Raw genomic sequence first — 16,121 nt, forward strand, 5'->3', positions numbered from 1 at the left:
GATGCTGTCCAAAGGCGACGATTATCCGATCCACCAGACCGCCGAGCCGGTTGCCTATGCCGGTACGGACCGCAATTTTTACGACCGCTATTTCTTCAACGGCTATGCGCCTGACGGCAGCGGATTTTTCGCGATCGCGTTCGGCGTCTATCCCCACCTCGATGTGGCGGACGCCCATTTCTGCGCCATCAGGGGCGGGACCCAACATTGCCTGCACGCCAGCCGCAAGCTGGGCATGGAGCGTATGGACCTGTCCTGCGGGCCCATACGCATAGAAATACTCGAGCCGCTGCATAAACTGCGGGTGGTGGTGGAGGGGGAGGGGATATCCGCAGACCTGACCTTTACCGGCCGCGCATTTCCGATCGAGGAGCCGCGCTTCACATGGCGCGTGGGACCGCGCACGATCATGGATTACACGCGGCTGACCCAGAACGGTCACTACCAAGGGTGGATTGAGATCGACGGCAGACGCGAGAGTGTCGCATCGGGCACGGCCGGCACTCGCGACCGAAGCTGGGGGGTGCGGCCGGTCGGTGCCTCGGACCCGCAGGCGGCGGGCGGCGGGATTCGCCAGTTCTTCTGGCAGTGGACTCCGGTCAACCTGCCCAGCCGCAGTCTGTTCTGGCATCTCAACGCGCATCAGGATGGTACGCCGTGGAATACCCGAGCAGTCATCGCGCCGGACGGTAATGGTGCCGAAGCTTTCAGCGAATTCGAACACAGTTCGATGGACGCGCCGCCTGCGCCGGGGACACGATGGCCGCAACGCGGGACGCTATCGTTTGCCGATGAGCGGTTCGAGTTCGAGGTACTCGGGCGGTTTCAGATGCGGGGGCTGGGCTATACCTCGCCCAAATGGAACCATGGCCTCGACCACGGTACCCTGGAAGTGGAGCGGGAGGACATCGACCTCGCGGCGATCGACCCCGCGCGGCCCGATAACTTGCATGTCCAACTGATCTGCCGCGTTACTGCAGCGACCGGCGAACAGGGCATCGGCACTTTCGAGCAGCTTGCGATCGGTCCGTACGACCCGCTGGGGCTACAGGGTCTGGCAGACCCCGCCTAAGCCGCTGCGCTCAGTCGTCCAAGCTGGTCGTCGGTCAGTTCAACGCGCGTAAAGTCGAGTAATTGCTGCAACTGCTCGACTGTTCGCGCGCTCGCGATCGGCGCTGGAATGCCGGGCTGGCGCACCAGCCACGCCAGCGCGATCGCTGCATGGCTTGCGCCGGTTTCTGCGGCGACTTCGTCCATCGCCTGCAAGACCTGCGGACCATTGGTGCCAGCCAGCTCCTTGGCACGCCCACCCCGAAGCGATTGCGCGAAGTCCGCTTCGGTACGGTACTTGCCGGTAAGATACCCTGACGCCAGCCCAAAGAAGGGCAGCATCGCAAGGTCGCGCTCCGTCACCAGGCTCTGAAGATCCTCCCCGTAGGCATCACGTGCCACCAAGTTGTATTCGTTCTGCAAGGCGGCGAACGGCGTGGCGCCAGCTGCCTCTGCTTGGTCCAGCGCTGCCGAGAGCCGTGCCGCATCGAAGTTGGAGGCGCCCAAGGCGCGCACCTTGCCGCTGCGCACCGCACCGTCGAATGCCTCGACGATCTGCGCGATGTCGAGCTCAGGGTAATCCTTGTGCGCGTAATAGAGATCGACCCGGTCGGTCCGCAGTCGCTCCAGCGAGGCGTCCAGTGATTGCAGCACACGCGCCGGATCGTAAAGCTCAGCCCCGCCGAGCATTCCGGTCTTGGTGTGGATGCGCATGTCAGCGCGGACACCGCTGCGCTCCAACCATTCGCCGAGCACGGTTTCCGACTCGCCGCCTTGATGACCCGGAATCCACGCCGAGTAGACGTCCGCGGTATCGATCATCCGGCCGCCCGCTTCGTAAAAGGCGTCCAGCACCGCGAACGCCTCATCACCCTTGGAAGACCAGCCAAACACGTTGCCGCCCAGAACCAGCGGGATCCCGGCGATGAACTCATGCGCGCTCATGCGTACTGCTCCTTGATCGAAAGCAGGGCCATCGCCGCCTTCGCCGCCTCGCCACCCTTGTCGTTTTGCTGCGGATCGGCGCGGACGATGGCTTGGGCCTCGTTCTCCACGGTCAGGATGCCGTTGCCGATGGGCACGCCGTCCATCGTGAGCGCCATGATCCCGCGCGCGCTTTCGCCGGCGACGATCTCGAAATGATAGGTCTCGCCGCGGATGACCACGCCGATGGCCACGAAACCATCGTAGTCTTCGCTTTCCGACGCCATTGCGATCGCGCCTGGAATCTCCAGCGCGCCGGGAACCACCATAACATCGTACTGGTGTCCATGCTTCTTCAACTGGTCGCCTGCCCCCGCGACCAGCATGTCATTGAGGTGGTCGTAGAAGCGCGCTTCGACGATCAGGAACTTGGCCAAGCGAGTGCTCCCATGTGTGGTGGCGGACAGGGATGTTGCGCTGACCTGTCGCCATTAACCGATGTGAATAAAGGTTCTTCGTTCGGAAAGCCGCTCGCAGGTTCGCCCTCTCGAGGAAAGCGGTCGCGACAGCTTATGAAATCGATTAGCGCGCTGGCCAATGTCCGACAATGGGTGATGGCCGAACCGCTGATCATTGGGCTGCCGCAAGTCGGTTGGCCAAGTGTCGGCGCCGCCTGCATCCCGCGATCAGAAGACCTTGCGTAGCTCCAGTTCGACCGTCCGCCCGATTGGATCGCGATACGCCGATTGGAAGCGCAGCGGGGTGAAACCGTTCGGGTCGACCACGCGCTGGCGTGCTCCGGAGATGTTATCGACCGAGAGTGACAAGCGGGTGTCCTTCAGCCACCCTCGTGCAGGGGCCAGCGTCTGAAGGTCGACGAATGTCCGGACGGACGCTGTCAGGATCGGTTCGAAGCTCAGCCGCTGGACTGAGGTGCCGGCGCCGCTGAAAGTCGACGAACCGCTACGGTAGAGCCCCGTCAGGCGCACGCCATAGCCCTTTCCGCTCAATGCGGTCGAAGCGTTCACGAGATGCCGTCCCCGGCCGCCGCCGACGCCGATCGCCCCGCCGTTCAGCAAGTCGACCACAGGAAGCCCCGGGCGGATCACGATGTCATCGCGCAACGCGATCGAATGAGACGCCGTGACCTGCAGCCGCGCCACGGAGTCAGCCGCCGCCGGACGGAAGCTGGCAACCGCGGCATTTCCGTCGCCGCCGACTGTCAGCTTCGGCCCGCCCAGCGGCAGGAGAAAGCTCAGCCCGTAGCGCAGCTCCCGCCGCTTCTCCCGCTCGAAGTTCGTCGGGCGGCTGTCGATCGACACCAGCGTACCGCTCGCGTCGCGTTGGAAACGATCGGGGAACGCGCTGAAAATGGCGCTGCTGGCGGCAGGCACGGCAGACACGAAATTGCGGAGCGTGGTCTCCTCGTAATCGAGGTTGAACTGGAGGCTGTACCGCCGCCAGGCGCGCCACTTACCGATAGCTTGCGCGAGATCTTGTCGAGCGGCAGCAGGGCGGCGTTGCCCCCCGTGATCACCGACACGTCGACCGTCTCCTGGCGCAGGAAATCGTACGCACGGACATTGTCGTAAATGATCGTCGGGTCGGTCAGCAGATCAAGCGCGGGCAGTTCTTCACCCGATGTGACCGAGGCGCTGATGCTCAGCCTCTGGTCCGGCTGCCACAGCAGTGTGGCGGCTTTGCGATCGAGGGTGCGAAAGCGCGCGACCAGATCGTATCCCCGGTCGAGGCTGAGGTTGAGTTCGCCGAGCGGTGCTAAAAAATCCTGCCGCTCGCTGGCCAGCGGGATGTCGAGGCCAGCATCCCAATGGGTGGCGGAGCGATCGAACGTGCGCGGCGCCGCGGAGGCGAATCTGCGACTTTCGGTACGCAAGTGTTCACCTTCGCGCTGCACTGCGCCGCGGACTCGCAACGAACCCGCCGGCAAGGCGAACAGCGGCCCACCGAGGTTCAGCTTAAGGGATGCGGTTCGGTCGGACGTTGTCGTTGCGGTGCGGGCGGTGACGAAGAAATCATCCAGCGCGTCGCTGAACGGATTTCGATCGGCGGGCACCAGCACCGGGGTGGGCAGTGAGGAGGTGTCCAACCGCTCGTTGCGGAACGTGCGCCGCGACAGGTTGAACTGCCCTGTGAGCGAAGCGGTCCAGCTTCCCCGCGTGGCGTTGATGGACGCGTTGCCCGCCAGGCTTCTCCGGTTCGACCGGTTGGTCAGTGGATCGCTGCCGGCAAGCAACAGCGTGCTGTCAGTTCCGCTCGGAGCAGAAGGGCTATTGCCCGGCAGCAGGAACAACAGGAATGGCAAGCCAGAAAGGTTCTCGTCCTGCCCCAAGCGGCCGATGAACGAGAAGCTGGAGGTTACGCCCGATGCGATCGGGGTGCCGCCGATGAGGCTGGCTTCGTGGCTTCTGCTGGCACCGCGCAGCGTGCGGAAGCGGCCGGCGTCCACGTCCTCATAGAAGTCGGCCGGTCGGCCGACGCTGCCGGGGGTGGGCTGGACGATGTCGCGATCGGCTTCCAGGAGCGGGTCCGATCCGCGAGCGCGCAGCGTGAGGTTGATCCGTTCTCGCCCGGCGATGCGGCTGAGGATCGCTTCACCCGCGCTCTCGCCCCAACCGCCCTGGGTGGCGATCTTGCGGGCGGCGGTCAGTGTGGCCGAGCGAAGCTGATTCTTCAGCACGACGTTGTAGACGCGCCGGTCGCCCTGCCGGCCGATCCGCTGGCCGCTGCCGCGCGGCAGGATTTCGAGCCGCTCGACCGCCTCGGCGGGGAAGTCCGCGACATCGTCGATGTCGGCAACCGGCTCGCCGTTGATGAGGAAGACCGCCTCGTCGTCGCCGTTTTACGACCGCACCTCGTCAATGAATTCTCCGACGGTGGACAGGCCGCGATCGGTCACGTCGGTTTCGGTGTACTCACGTTCGGGAGCGATACCGCGCAACGCCTCGATGATGAGGCGGTCCGCAGTGACCACGATCGCGTCTGGCGGCGGCGAACCGCTACCGTCGGCGGTCTGCTCCGCCAGCGCGGGGACCGCGACAGTCGAAAACAGCGCAGCGGATAGGGTAAGACGTTTCACAAGCGCGACTCAAGACACGGGGCGCGTGCCTCAGCGGCGCGCGCCCCGATCGATACGGTGCAGATCTGAAAAATCAGATGGTGGTCGTGAGGACCGGGGTGTTCGGCAGCGCCACCGCGGTACCAGCGTAGTTCACGAACAGGCCGCCGGTGCTGCTGACCAGAGTAACGGCAGTCCATTCGCCTTCGTGACCGGCATTGCCGGGGCACGCACCGCCGACCACCGGGACCGAGCCACCGATGGTCACGGTGTTGGTCAGGCCAGTCAGGTTAAATCCCGTGATCTGATTGCGAACGCGCGCGTCATAGGAAACGCTGCTGCTCACACCCGTCTTGGTCTTGTGATTGATGTTGTGAATCTTTTCGCCACGATTTCCTTCGCCGGTCGTGAAGGTGCAGACAGCTTCGTAGCTGGCTTCGTCGTTATACGAGAAGGAGAGCCCCGATGCATTTTTCTGGAGCTGGCTGTTGTTCCAGCCGAAGGCCAGCTGAACGTCGCCCTTGCCGACGAAACCGACCCCGTCGATCACCGAGACTGCAGCAACGGCGGCGGTCGAAATCGTGGCGAGCGCAACGGCGCCCGCAAGCAGCATCTTCTTCATGGAAAAATCCTTGTTAGGTCAGAAAACCCACCCGGTGCGCCCGTGGTTAGGAGCGGGTTGAGAATTCCCTAACGAATCACTGCCGAGTCGCTAATTACTTTGGGTAGGTCACGACAATGTGTGCCGGAGCGAGGCGGAATGAAAACAAGCCGTTAAACGGCGTCTCCCGGCGCATCGTCCGTTAGCCGCGCGCCGTTCACCGTTAGCGCCAGTTCCGTGCGGTTGGAGATGCCGAGCTTCTCGTACAGCCGATTTAGGTACACCTTCACGGTGCCTTCGGTCAGACCCAGTTCCTCGGCAATGGCACGATTGCGCAGGCCTTGCGCCACCAGCCCGGCGATGCTTCGTTCGCGCGAGCTGAGCTGGGTGAGCGGGTCGTTCCTGCTGTCTTCCCTAAGCTTGGTCGCGCGGTTGATCAGTTCGCGCGGAATCCAGCGAGAACCGGCAGCGACCTTTTCCAGGCATTCGATCAGGAGGCGGTCACCGCCGTCCTTGAGAACGATTCCTTCCACCGACTGATCGATCGCCTCCACTAGGCAGTCGTCATCAAGATGGGCCGTCAGGATAACGACCTTGGTCGCATTGTCGGACTGCCGCAGGATTTGCAGGATCTCCACACCGCTGAGGCCAGGCATCGACTGATCGATCAGCGCAATGTCAGGCTTCAGTTCCAGGATCGCGGCGAGGGCTGCGTCCCCATCCTTTTCCTGGCTGACGATCCGGAAGGAGGTGCCCGCGAACAGGCTGGCAATCCCGGCGAGCATAAGCGGGTGATCGTCGGCCAACAGCACTGTGGTCACGCTTTTGCTCCCATCGGCAAATCCACCCTGATGCGGGTGCCTTCGGGACCGGTCGTTCCCTTCAGATACCCGCTTAATGCAGCCGCCCGCTCGCTCAGCGTGCGCGGCCTGACTTCCCCGGGAGCGATGCTCTCGCGGCCGTTGTCGATGATCTCGAGCGCGAGCCCAGAACCTGACGCTTGCAGTACGATCGCGACACGATCCGCCCGCCCGTGCCGGACGGCGTTGGCTACGCCCTCCCGCACCATCTGGTTGAGTTCGCGTTCGAGATCGGGCGCGACGATTAAGTCCGCCGGGCTGGTGAACGTGCAGGCGATATCCCATTGCCGGGCAAGCCGCTGGACCAGCGCGGTCAGATGCGCGGCCACATCGGTTCGTCTAACTTGAGAGTTTGGACGTCGCAGATCGGCGATCATCGATCGCAACTGCCGTTGTTCGGTCGCAAGTTCCTGTTGCAGGATTTCAATGTCTTCTGCGAGTTCCGTAGCGCTTTTCCCCGACTTCTTGAACCCCTCCAGACGGAAGGAGATACCCGCGACGACCTGCGCCACGCTGTCGTGCAGGTCGCGCCCGATGGAAAAACGGACCCGCTGCCGCTCCGCTTGTTGGGACAACGAGCTGAGCAAGTCCTGCTTCACCAGGAACTCAAGCTCCTCTCGCACCTCGGCTGCAGTGGTCAGGTCGTCCGACGACAAGCTAGCGGCACCAGCAGCCAGGATCGCGCATTCGAAATCTTGAGTGTGAATGGTTATGCCGATCGCGTGCCCCAGATCGCTCGCCTCGGCAAATTGCCGCAAGGCCTTGGGCATATCTATCTGTCGCGCGTCCGTGGCCGTGCCCGCGAGCATGCGACCTGATCGCCCATCGAGCAGAACAGGTTCATCAGGCATCGCGCCGAAAAGCGCCGCCGCTACCGGTGTTGCCCTGGCTCCGGACAGCCTGCCGGACCCATCCATCTGATGAACCAGCGCCCACGGCTCTCCCTCGTCACGAGAAACGCACACCACGCGCGATGCGTTCAAACGCGCCGCGACATGGTTGCAGATCAATTGCGGGAGATTTCCCTTCTCGTCTTCCGCTGGGTCCTGAAGGCGTCGGCGGAGAGTGGCGCGCCGCGCCAGCCGGTCCCGGTCGTACGCAAACCAGATGCACAGAAGCGACAGGACGCCAAGGTAACTGCTGCGGATCAGCAACCGCTGCACGTCGATTTCGGAATTCCCGAACACATCGGCCGCCAGGCCGGAGAGCAGAAAAAACAGGTTGACCGTGATCGCGCTGCGCACGGTCTGCCGACCGCCCCAGCGGATCGAGGCTGACAGAATGATAAACAATGAGAACGTGAAGAACGGGCTGGTATATCCTTCGGTGGCGAAAACCACCGCGGCGAACACGAGCAGGTCGAGAGCGTGAGCGGGCCGCGCTAGCCGGTGATCCCACCACCACGAACTTGCCGCGATGAAGGCCAACGCTGCTGCAACGGCGATATAGACTGCCAGCAGCGCATAGATCTGCGCCGGGGCGGCCGAGGGCTGTGAGGGATCGATGTAGATCGCGAGCAAGAAAACGCTGGCGAGCACAACTCGGCTGCATGCAATCGCCGCACCCGATGTCTGCAAGGACGGGCGAAGAACGCTCAGCCTTCTGCGTCTGCGATCGATAACGGGCACTGCGGCGCGGTCCTCCAAGTTAAGCGTGGCCAAACGACTCGCCGACTTAACTAACCTTTGATAGGTTACCCGGCCGCTCTGAAACTTTACCTACCAACTCCTCGACGAAGTCCACAACGTAGCTCAACCCGGGAGCTTCCGATGACCAGATCCACCGCGAGGGAGGCCTGCCTGACGCAAGGACAGCGTATCCGCCGTGCGCGGCTGCTGGCCCACATGAGCATGGCTGAGGTTGGCGCCGAACTGGGGGTGTCCAAAGTAGCTGTGTGGAGTTGGGAGCACGATCAGTCCAGTCCGCGGACCGACAATCGCCAGGCGCTTGCACGACTGCTCGACACGCCGATTGACCGCCTGTTCGACAGCGAGAATGCGCCTGCACCTGATCTTTCGAGTATAGTCGCCGATTGCCAGCAACGCATTGCGCGTGCGGCGGGCGTGGATCATGCAGCGGTGACGATCAACATCGTATATGGTGGGCCGACCACGCACTGATCGCCTCAGCCTCAAGGCCCGGTTATGCGCCATCGACCCACGGAAGGGGACGCGGAGGGGGCGTCACGGCCGAAAGACCCAAACCGCTTAACCCTTGGGCTGCGGTGAAAATTGGCGGACAGGGTGGGATTCGAACCCACGGTGAGCGTTAACCCACGGCGGTTTTCAAGACCGCTGCCTTAAACCACTCGGCCACCTGTCCGGCGAAAAGCCCGGCTAGCGCGGCAAAATGCCAGTGTCACGAACCGTTTGAGGTTTACCCCGTTATACCCGCTATGCGACACAGCCCCATGCGCCTCACCCTCCTTGCTATACTCGCCTCGTTCGCCGCCGCGTGTTCCTCCGTGCCCTCCGCGGCGCAGGACATGTCATTCAATTCATACCTGCAACTGCTGGTGGCACGCGCCCGCGCTGAAGGGGTGAGCGAACCGACAATCCAACGGATGACGTACGATCTAACGCCCAACAACAGGGTGATTGAACTCGATCGGGCCCAGCCCGGCGCTCCCTCAAGCAGTAGCAACTTCTCGCCCCTGCAGCCGTACCTCAACACCCACGTGGATGCCGCGCGCATTGGCGGCGGGCGGCGCAACTATCAGGCGCTCGGTCCACTCGCTGCGCAGCTCGAAGCCCGGTATGGGGTGCCGGCGCCGATCGTAGTGGCCATCTGGGGGCACGAAACGAACTACGGCAGCTATACCGGCGACTTCGATCTCGCTCGCAGTCTTGCGACGCTTGCGTGGGAGGGACGGCGACGTGAGTTGTTCGCGACCGAATTCGTCGATCTGCTCAAGATCGCCGACCTCGGGGTGCAGCGCAGCACGCTGAAGGGCAGCTGGGCGGGCGCGTTCGGTTACCCGCAGTTTCTGCCGAGCATCTATCTCAGGCTGGCGCAGGATGGCGACGGCGACGGTCGGCGCGATATCTGGAACAGCCGCGCGGATACGCTCGCGTCCATCGCGAACTATTTCCGCGATGCGGGGTGGCGGCGGGGTCAACCCTGGGGCGTCCGGGCAACGGTGCCCAATGGTTTCAACTGGAACAGCGTCCGTTCGAAACTGATTCCGCCCGTGTGCAACCGGGTTCACGAGCGGCACGGTCAATGGCGCACTGTTCGCGAATGGCGGGCGCTGGGCGTTCAGCCGCAGGCTTATCTGGCGGATGATGTCATGACCGCCCTGTTCCAGCCTGATGGCCCGGGCACACGCGCTTGGCTCTTGACGGCGAATTACAGGGTGATCCTCGAGTATAACTGCTCGAACTACTATGCGATGAGCGTGGGGTTGCTCGCAGATGAGATTGCCCGTTGACGCCGCTGCCCGGCTCCTGATCCTTAAATCGAGTGTGGCTCTCCCAGGCTGAGCGCGGACCGTGCGGCCAAGGCGCTCGATGGCTTTGCGCGTCCATTAAGCAACTTGTTCCGGGTTCGAACCGGCCCCTACATCACGAAGGCACAAGCCGAAGCTGCGCTCGCCAAGGTGCGCGCTGCCGGATATAGCGATGCGCGAGTCACCACCGCAGGTTGAACCGCCGGCCCCGCTGGCGGCGGGAGCGCACTTGGTCATTAGATGGAAGTTGATGGCGGCTGCGATCGCGCTGCTGACAAGCGCAGTCGCAGCGCGCGCTGACGTGACCCAACCGTACCCGACGTTTGCACCGCCACCGCCAGAGGTGCCGATCGCGTTGATGATCGACCTGTCGAGCGGCCAGACGCTCTACTCGCGAGAGCCCGACCGGCGCTTCATGCCCGCCTCGATCACCAAGGTGATGACCGCATTCACCGCGTTCGAACTGATCGATGCAGGCAAGATCAAACCCGAACAACTGGTGCTGGTCGACGCGCAGACCTGGACCGATTGGCATGGCGTGGGATCGACCATGTTCCTGGCGCTCAATCAGCGGGTCAGCATCGACGCCTTGCTCCACGGCGTGACGACGGTCTCCGCCAACGACGGCGCTGCCGTGCTGGGACAGGGGATCGCCGGTTCGCTGGCCAAATGGAACGCGCTCATGAATGCCAAGGCGCGCGAGATCGGGATGCGCGACAGCCATTTCGGAACGCCCAACGGATGGATGGACGAGGGGCGCACGTTCGTGACCGCGCGCGATTTGGCGACCCTTGCCTCGGCCATGATCACGCGGCATCCGGAGCTGTATAAGAGGTACTTCGGGCACCGCCGGCTCAAGTTCAATGGCTTCGAACAGCGCAACCATGACCCCGTAACGGGCGTGGTGATGGGCGCAGATGGCATCAAGACCGGCTTCACTAACCAGGCCGGCTACGGCTTTCTGGGAAGCGCCGAGCGTGACGGCAGGCGGCTGGTGATGGTGATCGGTGGTGCGCCGTCCGCACGCGTCCAGCATCAGGCAAGCCGGGAATTCCTGGAATGGGGATTTCAGGCGTTCAAAGGCGAGCAGCTGTTCGCGAAAGGTGCGCATGTTGGCGACGCCCGCGTTCAGGGCGGTTCGCAGCGCAGTGTCGGACTGCTCGCGCCCATTTCGCTCGGTTACGATCTTCCCGTCGGCCAGACCGGCAAGGTAACGCTGGCCATCCGTTACGAAGGCCCCTTGCGAGCGCCCATTGCCGAGGGAGAGCAGGTCGCCGAGCTGGAGATCCGGACCGAGGGCATGAGGCCGGCACGGGTCCCGTTGATCGCCGCCGAAGCGGTGCCGGTGGGCAACGCGTTCGATCGGCTGGTGAACGGGGTCGCTGGGCTGCTGTGACCGAGCGGGGGAAGTTCATCGCATTTGAAGGCGGGGAGGGGTGCGGCAAATCCACTCAGGCCAGGATCCTCGCCGATCGGCTGCGGCAACTGGACATCGCAGTCGAGCTGACCCGTGAACCAGGCGGCACGCCTGGTGCTGAAGCGATCCGGGCGCTGCTGCTCGATCCGCCAGGCGACGGGTGGGGGCCGCAAGCCGAAGCGCTGCTGTTCGCTGCCGCTCGCGCGGATCATGTCGCTCGTCGGATCATGCCCGCGCTCGACGCTGGCCAGTGGGTGGTCTGCGACCGTTTCGTCGATTCGAGCCGCGCCTATCAGGGCGGGGCGGGCGGGATCGGCGATGAAGCCGTGCAAACGCTCCATGCGATCGGCAGTGGGGGACTGAGGCCCGATCTGACTATCTTCATAGCCGTTCCATCTGAAATCACAGCGGAGCGCCTGACGAAGCGCGATGGTGATGCGGCAGATGCGATCGGGGGGCGTAGCGCCGCCTATCACGGTGCGGTGGCCGATGCGTTTGCGCAGCTTGCAGCAGCCCCCGGTGACACCTTGGTCACGATCGATGGCGCGGACACACCCGAACAAGTGCATGCGCACGTCTGGCGAGCCGTAGCCCGGCTGCTGCATAGCGCATGACGCTGATCGGTCATGAGGATGCCTGGCGCGAATGGCGCGAAGGCATCGCAGGCGAACGGATGCATCATGCATGGCTGCTCGCCGGCCCCACCGGTCTGGGCAAGACCGCGTTCGCTCTCGCCGCGGCGCGGGAGCTGGTGGCGGAGGGCGGTGTTCCGCAGCCCGATGGTCCGCATCCCGACGTGCTCATCCTGACTAACCCGCCGAAGGACGACAAGGAGGAAAAGAAGCGCGAGGCCGGGCAGGATTACGAGCTCGCCCGCAATATCAAGATCGACCAGATCCGGGCGATGCAGCGCCGGCTGTCGACCCGGCCGACTCTAGGCAGCAGGCGCGTGGTCATCGTCGATCCGGCGGACGATCTGGAAACTGGAGGTGCCAACGCCCTGCTGAAGAGTCTGGAAGAACCGCCCGTCGGCACTTTCTTCATGCTGGTTGCGCACCGACCTGCCCGGCTGTTGCCGACCATTCGTTCGCGCTGCCGGGTATTGCGCTTCTCTCCCTTGGACGACGACGCCGTGACGTCATTTCTCGCCCTGATGGCGCCTGAAGTGGATGGGGCCGCACGTGCCGCGGCAGTGGCAGCGGCCGCTGGATCGCCGGGTGCGGCTTTGGCTTTCGTTGTGCAGAACCTAGGGCCGCTGGACGCGCTCATGCGACGCATTGTCACCGAAGGTGATGCTCAGTTCACCTTGCGAGGCAGGCTGGCGGAAGAAATCGGAGCCCGGCCTGACCGTACGAGGATCGCGGCGGCACTCGATCTGGCTCGCGCGAACCTCGCACAATTGGCGCAACATGCTCCCAGGGAGGGACTGCCCGCCATTGTCGAAGCACACGCGGACCTGATGCGCCTCGCCGCCCAGGCGCCCACTTATAACTTCGACCCCGGGCTGCTGGTGATGCAAATCGGCGGCTTGCTCGCATCGGCCGCCACCGCTAGCCAGCGCGCCGATGCCTGACCCTTATTACCTCACCACCGCGATCAGCTATCCGAACGGCAAGCCGCACATTGGCCACGCCTATGAAGCGATCGCGGCCGACGTGATCGCGCGCTTCAAGACCGCGCAGGGTTTCGACGTGCGGCTGGTCACCGGGACCGACGAGCACGGTCTCAAGATGGACAAGACTGCGCGCCAGGCGGGGCGGGGAACGCTCGAATTCGCGACCGAGATGTCGAACTATTTCCGCGACATGTGCGATGCTCTTCACATCGGCTACACCGCTTTCAGGCGCACCACCGAGGATCAGCATCACGCCGCAAGCAAGGCCCTGTGGGAAGCCATGGCGAAAGCTGGTGATCTCTACCTCGACCGGTACGAGGGCTGGTATTCACTGCGGGACGAAGCGTTCTACGATGAAAGCGAGCTGATCGAAGGCGAGGGGGGGCAGAAGCTGTCCCCTCAGGGAACCGCGGTCGAGTGGAATGTCGAGGAAAGCTGGTTCTTCCGCCTGTCGAAGTATCGCGACTACCTGATTGAATTGAACGAAAATGCCGGTTTTCTGGAGCCAGAGAGCCGGCGTAATGAGGTGCTCGCCTTCCTAAAAGGGAACGAGTTGCGGGACTTATCCGTCTCCCGCACCAGTTTTGATTGGGGCGTGCCGGTACCCGGCAGCCCGGGTCACGTCATGTATGTGTGGGTCGATGCGCTCACGACGTACCTCACCGGCATAGGTTTTCCCGACCGGGAGGGGGAATTCGAGCGTTTCTGGCCTGCAGACCTGCACCTGATCGGCAAGGACATCGTGCGCTTCCACGCAGTATACTGGCCGGCATTCCTGAAGAGCGCCGGGCTGCCTGCGCCAAAGGCTGTATTCGGGCATGGCTTCCTGCTGCATCGCGGGGAGAAGATGTCGAAATCGCTCGGCAACGTGGTCGATCCGCTGGAACTGGCGGAGAGGTTCGGGGTCGACCAGCTGCGCTACTTCCTGATGCGCGAAGTGGTGTTCGGCAACGATGGCGGATTCTCCGCCGAGGCTATTGTCACGCGCTGCAATGCTGAGTTGGCGAACAGTTTTGGCAACCTGGCGCAGCGTGTCTTGTCGATGATCTTCAAGAACCTGGGCGGTGAGTTGACCGCGTTTGCGCCGAGTCAGGCTGACGAGGCGCTGATCTTGCATGTAGCGCGAGCCTGCCGCGAGGAATTGCCGAACGCGTTCGAGACGCTCGACTTCTCGGTTGGCATCGAGGCCTGGATGCGTGCGGTATTCGCCTGCAACCAGTATGTCGACGAGCAGGCGCCTTGGACCCTGCGCAAGACCGATCCTGAACGAATGCGGGTAGTCCTGCTGACGCTGTTCACGGTTGTGCGTGAACTTGCCATCGCGATCCGGCCGGTCGTGCCTGGCTCCGCGGATCGCCTGCTCGATCAGATGGGGGTTGGGGAAGGGGAGCGCGATTTCGCCGCGCTTGTCGATGCGGGGTGGTACGAACGCCTCGCGTCCTCGGGCTTTCAGCTGGCCCAGCCGGTGGGCGTCTTCCCACGGTTGGAGCTGCCGGTCGAGGACGCCGCGTGAGGCTGATCGACAGCCATTGCCACCTTGAATACGAGCGTCTGATCGAAGATCAGCCAGGCGTGCTGGCGCGAGCGCGGGCCGCCGGAGTGTCCGGCATGCTCAATATCTCCACCCGCCGGAGCGAATGGGACCAAGTTATCGCGACCGCCGATCGTGAGCCCGATGTGTGGGCAAGCGTCGGCATTCATCCGCACGAGGCGGACGCCCACGCCGATCTGGGCCGTGATGCGCTATTGGCGGCGACAGGGCGCCCCAAGGTGATCGGCATCGGCGAAAGCGGACTCGATTATCATTACGATAAATCGGATCGCGCGGTTCAGCGTGACCTGTTCCGCACGCACATCGCCGTGGCGCGTGAGACCGGCTTGCCGATCATCATCCACACCCGCGATGCGGAGGATGACACGGCCGCCATCCTGGCTGACGAGATGGAGCAGGGTGCCTTCCCGGCGCTGATCCACTGTTTCACCGCCTCGGCCAGCTTTGCCGGCAAGGTTCTGGAACTGGGTCTGACGATTTCGCTCTCGGGAATCGTCACCTTCAAGAACGCTGCCGCCTTGCAGGATGTCGCGCGCTCGATACCCGCCGATCGCCTGCTGATCGAAACCGACAGCCCTTTTCTCGCTCCGGTGCCGCACCGAGGACGTCCATGCGAACCGGCGTTCGTGCGCGACACAGCCGCATTCGTCGCCAACCTGCGCGGGGTCAGCACTGAAGAGATCGCTGACACAACGGCCGGTAACTTCTTCGCGCTGTTCACGAAAGCGGCCGCGTGAAGCTGATCATGCTGGGTTCCGGCACTTCGACCGGCGTACCGCGGATCGGAGACGATTGGGGGGAGTGCGATCCGGCCGAGCCGAAGAACCGACGCACCCGCGTTTCGATCATCGTCGAGAGCGCCGAAGGCAAACGCCTGTTGGTCGATACCTCGCCCGACCTGCGCCAACAGCTTTTGGCCAACGGGATCGACAAGGTCGACGGTGTCTTCTGGACGCACGATCACGCCGATCATTGTCACGGCATCGATGACCTGCGGGTGATGCGGTACGATCGCGCCGGTCCGCTGCCCGGTTTCGCGGGGGAAGAAACCGCGCGGCGGCTGCGGGCACGTTTCAGCTATGTGTTCGCTGGCGAGTTTGGTTATCCAACGATCTGTGAACTCAATACGCTGGACCGGCTGCGAATCTTCGCCGGGTTCGGGATCGGCCATTGCCGGATGCCGCATGGCCCCGCCAAATCGACGGCGTTCCGGTTCGACGCGGACGGAAAATCAATCGGTTACGCGACGGACTACAGCGAAATCGTGCCGGAAATGATCGAGTTGTTGGCAGGCGTGGACCTGCTCGTCAGCGACTGTTTGCGGCGGCGACCGCATCCCACGCACGCGCATCTCGACATGGCCCTGGATCTTGCCAGGCGGTCCGGCGCTAGGCGCGCGGTGCTGACGCATCTCGACAAGAGCATGGATTACCAGACTTTGGCAGCGGAACTGCCGACCGGTGTTCAGCCAGGTTACGACGGGCTGGAATTGACCCTGTGAGCGAAGTCAGCATCGTCCAACTCGTCGCTCTGTTGGGATGGCTTCTACTCGCTGGCAGCGCATTTGCGTCTCACCGT

At 63.5% G+C, this 16,121-nt stretch carries 18 protein-coding genes and 1 tRNA gene; 10 read left to right on the forward strand and 9 right to left on the reverse strand.

Going from position 1 to position 16,121, the window contains the following annotated elements:
- Position 1: 1 nt before the first annotated feature.
- The gene (locus tag C0V74_RS01675; protein ID WP_143250345.1) at positions 2 to 1,072 is read left to right on the forward strand and encodes a hypothetical protein; all 1,071 of its coding nucleotides are present in this window, start codon (positions 2 to 4) and stop codon (positions 1,070 to 1,072) included.
- On the opposite strand, the gene C0V74_RS01680 is transcribed toward C0V74_RS01675, so the two are convergent.
- The 8 genes from C0V74_RS01680 to C0V74_RS01715 all read right to left on the reverse strand — a co-directional run bounded on the left by C0V74_RS01680 (position 1,069) and on the right by C0V74_RS01715 (position 8,031).
- Positions 1,069 to 1,995 carry an aldo/keto reductase gene (locus C0V74_RS01680; RefSeq protein WP_143250346.1) on the reverse strand — a complete coding sequence of 309 codons (927 nt, stop codon included), beginning with the start codon at positions 1,993 to 1,995 and terminating at the stop codon, positions 1,069 to 1,071. The genes C0V74_RS01675 and C0V74_RS01680 overlap by 4 nt on opposite strands.
- On the reverse strand, positions 1,992 to 2,411 hold the full coding sequence (ribH, locus tag C0V74_RS01685; protein WP_143250347.1) for a 6,7-dimethyl-8-ribityllumazine synthase: 420 nt from the start codon (positions 2,409 to 2,411) through the stop codon (positions 1,992 to 1,994). The genes C0V74_RS01680 and ribH overlap by 4 nt, the downstream gene beginning before the upstream one ends.
- 249 nt (positions 2,412 to 2,660) lie before the next feature.
- Entirely contained in the window at positions 2,661 to 3,296 is a 636-nt protein-coding gene (locus C0V74_RS01690; protein ID WP_143250348.1) for a hypothetical protein, read from the reverse strand.
- A complete protein-coding gene (locus C0V74_RS01695; RefSeq protein WP_143250349.1) occupies positions 3,230 to 4,672 on the reverse strand; it encodes a hypothetical protein in 1,443 nt (480 codons plus the stop codon). The genes C0V74_RS01690 and C0V74_RS01695 overlap by 67 nt, the downstream gene beginning before the upstream one ends.
- 162 nt (positions 4,673 to 4,834) lie before the next feature.
- A complete protein-coding gene (locus C0V74_RS01700) occupies positions 4,835 to 5,071 on the reverse strand; it encodes a hypothetical protein (RefSeq protein ID WP_143250350.1) in 237 nt (78 codons plus the stop codon).
- A gap of 73 nt (positions 5,072 to 5,144) precedes the next feature.
- The gene (locus C0V74_RS01705; protein WP_143250351.1) at positions 5,145 to 5,672 is read right to left on the reverse strand and encodes a hypothetical protein; all 528 of its coding nucleotides are present in this window, start codon (positions 5,670 to 5,672) and stop codon (positions 5,145 to 5,147) included.
- A gap of 152 nt (positions 5,673 to 5,824) precedes the next feature.
- Positions 5,825 to 6,472 carry a response regulator transcription factor gene (locus C0V74_RS01710; protein WP_168194125.1) on the reverse strand — a complete coding sequence of 216 codons (648 nt, stop codon included), beginning with the start codon at positions 6,470 to 6,472 and terminating at the stop codon, positions 5,825 to 5,827.
- A complete protein-coding gene (locus C0V74_RS01715) occupies positions 6,469 to 8,031 on the reverse strand; it encodes a histidine kinase (RefSeq protein ID WP_143250353.1) in 1,563 nt (520 codons plus the stop codon). Before C0V74_RS01715 ends, C0V74_RS01710 begins: the two co-directional genes overlap by 4 nt.
- Positions 8,032 to 8,280: 249 nt before the next feature.
- On the opposite strand from C0V74_RS01715, the gene C0V74_RS01720 reads away from it, so the two are divergent.
- Positions 8,281 to 8,631 carry a helix-turn-helix transcriptional regulator gene (locus C0V74_RS01720; protein ID WP_143250354.1) on the forward strand — a complete coding sequence of 117 codons (351 nt, stop codon included), beginning with the start codon at positions 8,281 to 8,283 and terminating at the stop codon, positions 8,629 to 8,631.
- Positions 8,632 to 8,743: 112 nt separating this feature from the next.
- On the opposite strand, the gene C0V74_RS01725 is transcribed toward C0V74_RS01720, so the two are convergent.
- Positions 8,744 to 8,833 (reverse strand) — tRNA-Ser (locus C0V74_RS01725).
- Positions 8,834 to 8,996: 163 nt separating this feature from the next.
- Between C0V74_RS01725 and C0V74_RS01730 the strand changes: the two genes are divergently transcribed.
- The 8 genes from C0V74_RS01730 to C0V74_RS01765 all read left to right on the forward strand — a co-directional run bounded on the left by C0V74_RS01730 (position 8,997) and on the right by C0V74_RS01765 (position 16,044).
- On the forward strand, positions 8,997 to 9,941 hold the full coding sequence (locus tag C0V74_RS01730) for a lytic murein transglycosylase (RefSeq protein ID WP_349236018.1): 945 nt from the start codon (positions 8,997 to 8,999) through the stop codon (positions 9,939 to 9,941).
- A 105-nt stretch (positions 9,942 to 10,046) separates the two neighbouring features.
- The gene (locus tag C0V74_RS13085; protein ID WP_207912380.1) at positions 10,047 to 10,157 is read left to right on the forward strand and encodes an SPOR domain-containing protein; all 111 of its coding nucleotides are present in this window, start codon (positions 10,047 to 10,049) and stop codon (positions 10,155 to 10,157) included.
- A gap of 52 nt (positions 10,158 to 10,209) precedes the next feature.
- Positions 10,210 to 11,355, forward strand: a complete 1,146-nt coding sequence (locus C0V74_RS01740) for a D-alanyl-D-alanine carboxypeptidase family protein (RefSeq protein WP_143250356.1) — start codon at positions 10,210 to 10,212, stop codon at positions 11,353 to 11,355.
- The gene (gene tmk / locus C0V74_RS01745) at positions 11,352 to 11,990 is read left to right on the forward strand and encodes a dTMP kinase (protein ID WP_143250357.1); all 639 of its coding nucleotides are present in this window, start codon (positions 11,352 to 11,354) and stop codon (positions 11,988 to 11,990) included. The genes C0V74_RS01740 and tmk overlap by 4 nt, the downstream gene beginning before the upstream one ends.
- Positions 11,987 to 12,949 carry an AAA family ATPase gene (locus C0V74_RS01750; protein WP_143250358.1) on the forward strand — a complete coding sequence of 321 codons (963 nt, stop codon included), beginning with the start codon at positions 11,987 to 11,989 and terminating at the stop codon, positions 12,947 to 12,949. Before tmk ends, C0V74_RS01750 begins: the two co-directional genes overlap by 4 nt.
- Positions 12,942 to 14,504: a methionine--tRNA ligase gene (gene metG, locus C0V74_RS01755; RefSeq protein ID WP_143250359.1), complete on the forward strand. Its 1,563-nt coding sequence runs from the start codon at positions 12,942 to 12,944 to the stop codon at positions 14,502 to 14,504. Before C0V74_RS01750 ends, metG begins: the two co-directional genes overlap by 8 nt.
- Positions 14,501 to 15,280, forward strand: coding sequence for a TatD family hydrolase (locus C0V74_RS01760; RefSeq protein ID WP_143250360.1), 780 nt, complete (start codon positions 14,501 to 14,503; stop codon positions 15,278 to 15,280). The genes metG and C0V74_RS01760 overlap by 4 nt, the downstream gene beginning before the upstream one ends.
- Positions 15,277 to 16,044, forward strand: coding sequence for an MBL fold metallo-hydrolase (locus C0V74_RS01765; RefSeq protein WP_143250361.1), 768 nt, complete (start codon positions 15,277 to 15,279; stop codon positions 16,042 to 16,044). Before C0V74_RS01760 ends, C0V74_RS01765 begins: the two co-directional genes overlap by 4 nt.
- Positions 16,045 to 16,121: the final 77 nt, after the last annotated feature.

The sequence above is a fragment of the Altererythrobacter sp. TH136 genome (genome assembly GCF_007065885.1).
Lineage (GTDB): Bacteria > Pseudomonadota > Alphaproteobacteria > Sphingomonadales > Sphingomonadaceae > Tsuneonella.

Coding starts and splice junctions, on each gene's coding strand:
- C0V74_RS01675 (WP_143250345.1), top strand. CDS start 2: ATGCTGTCCAAAGGCGACGATTATCCGATCCACCAGACCGCCGAGCCG.
- metG (WP_143250359.1), top strand. CDS start 12,942: ATGCCTGACCCTTATTACCTCACCACCGCGATCAGCTATCCGAACGGC.
- C0V74_RS01680 (WP_143250346.1), bottom strand. CDS start 1,995: ATGAGCGCGCATGAGTTCATCGCCGGGATCCCGCTGGTTCTGGGCGGC.
- C0V74_RS01730 (WP_349236018.1), top strand. CDS start 8,997: ATGTCATTCAATTCATACCTGCAACTGCTGGTGGCACGCGCCCGCGCT.
- C0V74_RS01740 (WP_143250356.1), top strand. CDS start 10,210: ATGGCGGCTGCGATCGCGCTGCTGACAAGCGCAGTCGCAGCGCGCGCT.
- C0V74_RS01705 (WP_143250351.1), bottom strand. CDS start 5,672: ATGAAGAAGATGCTGCTTGCGGGCGCCGTTGCGCTCGCCACGATTTCG.
- C0V74_RS01750 (WP_143250358.1), top strand. CDS start 11,987: ATGACGCTGATCGGTCATGAGGATGCCTGGCGCGAATGGCGCGAAGGC.
- C0V74_RS01720 (WP_143250354.1), top strand. CDS start 8,281: ATGACCAGATCCACCGCGAGGGAGGCCTGCCTGACGCAAGGACAGCGT.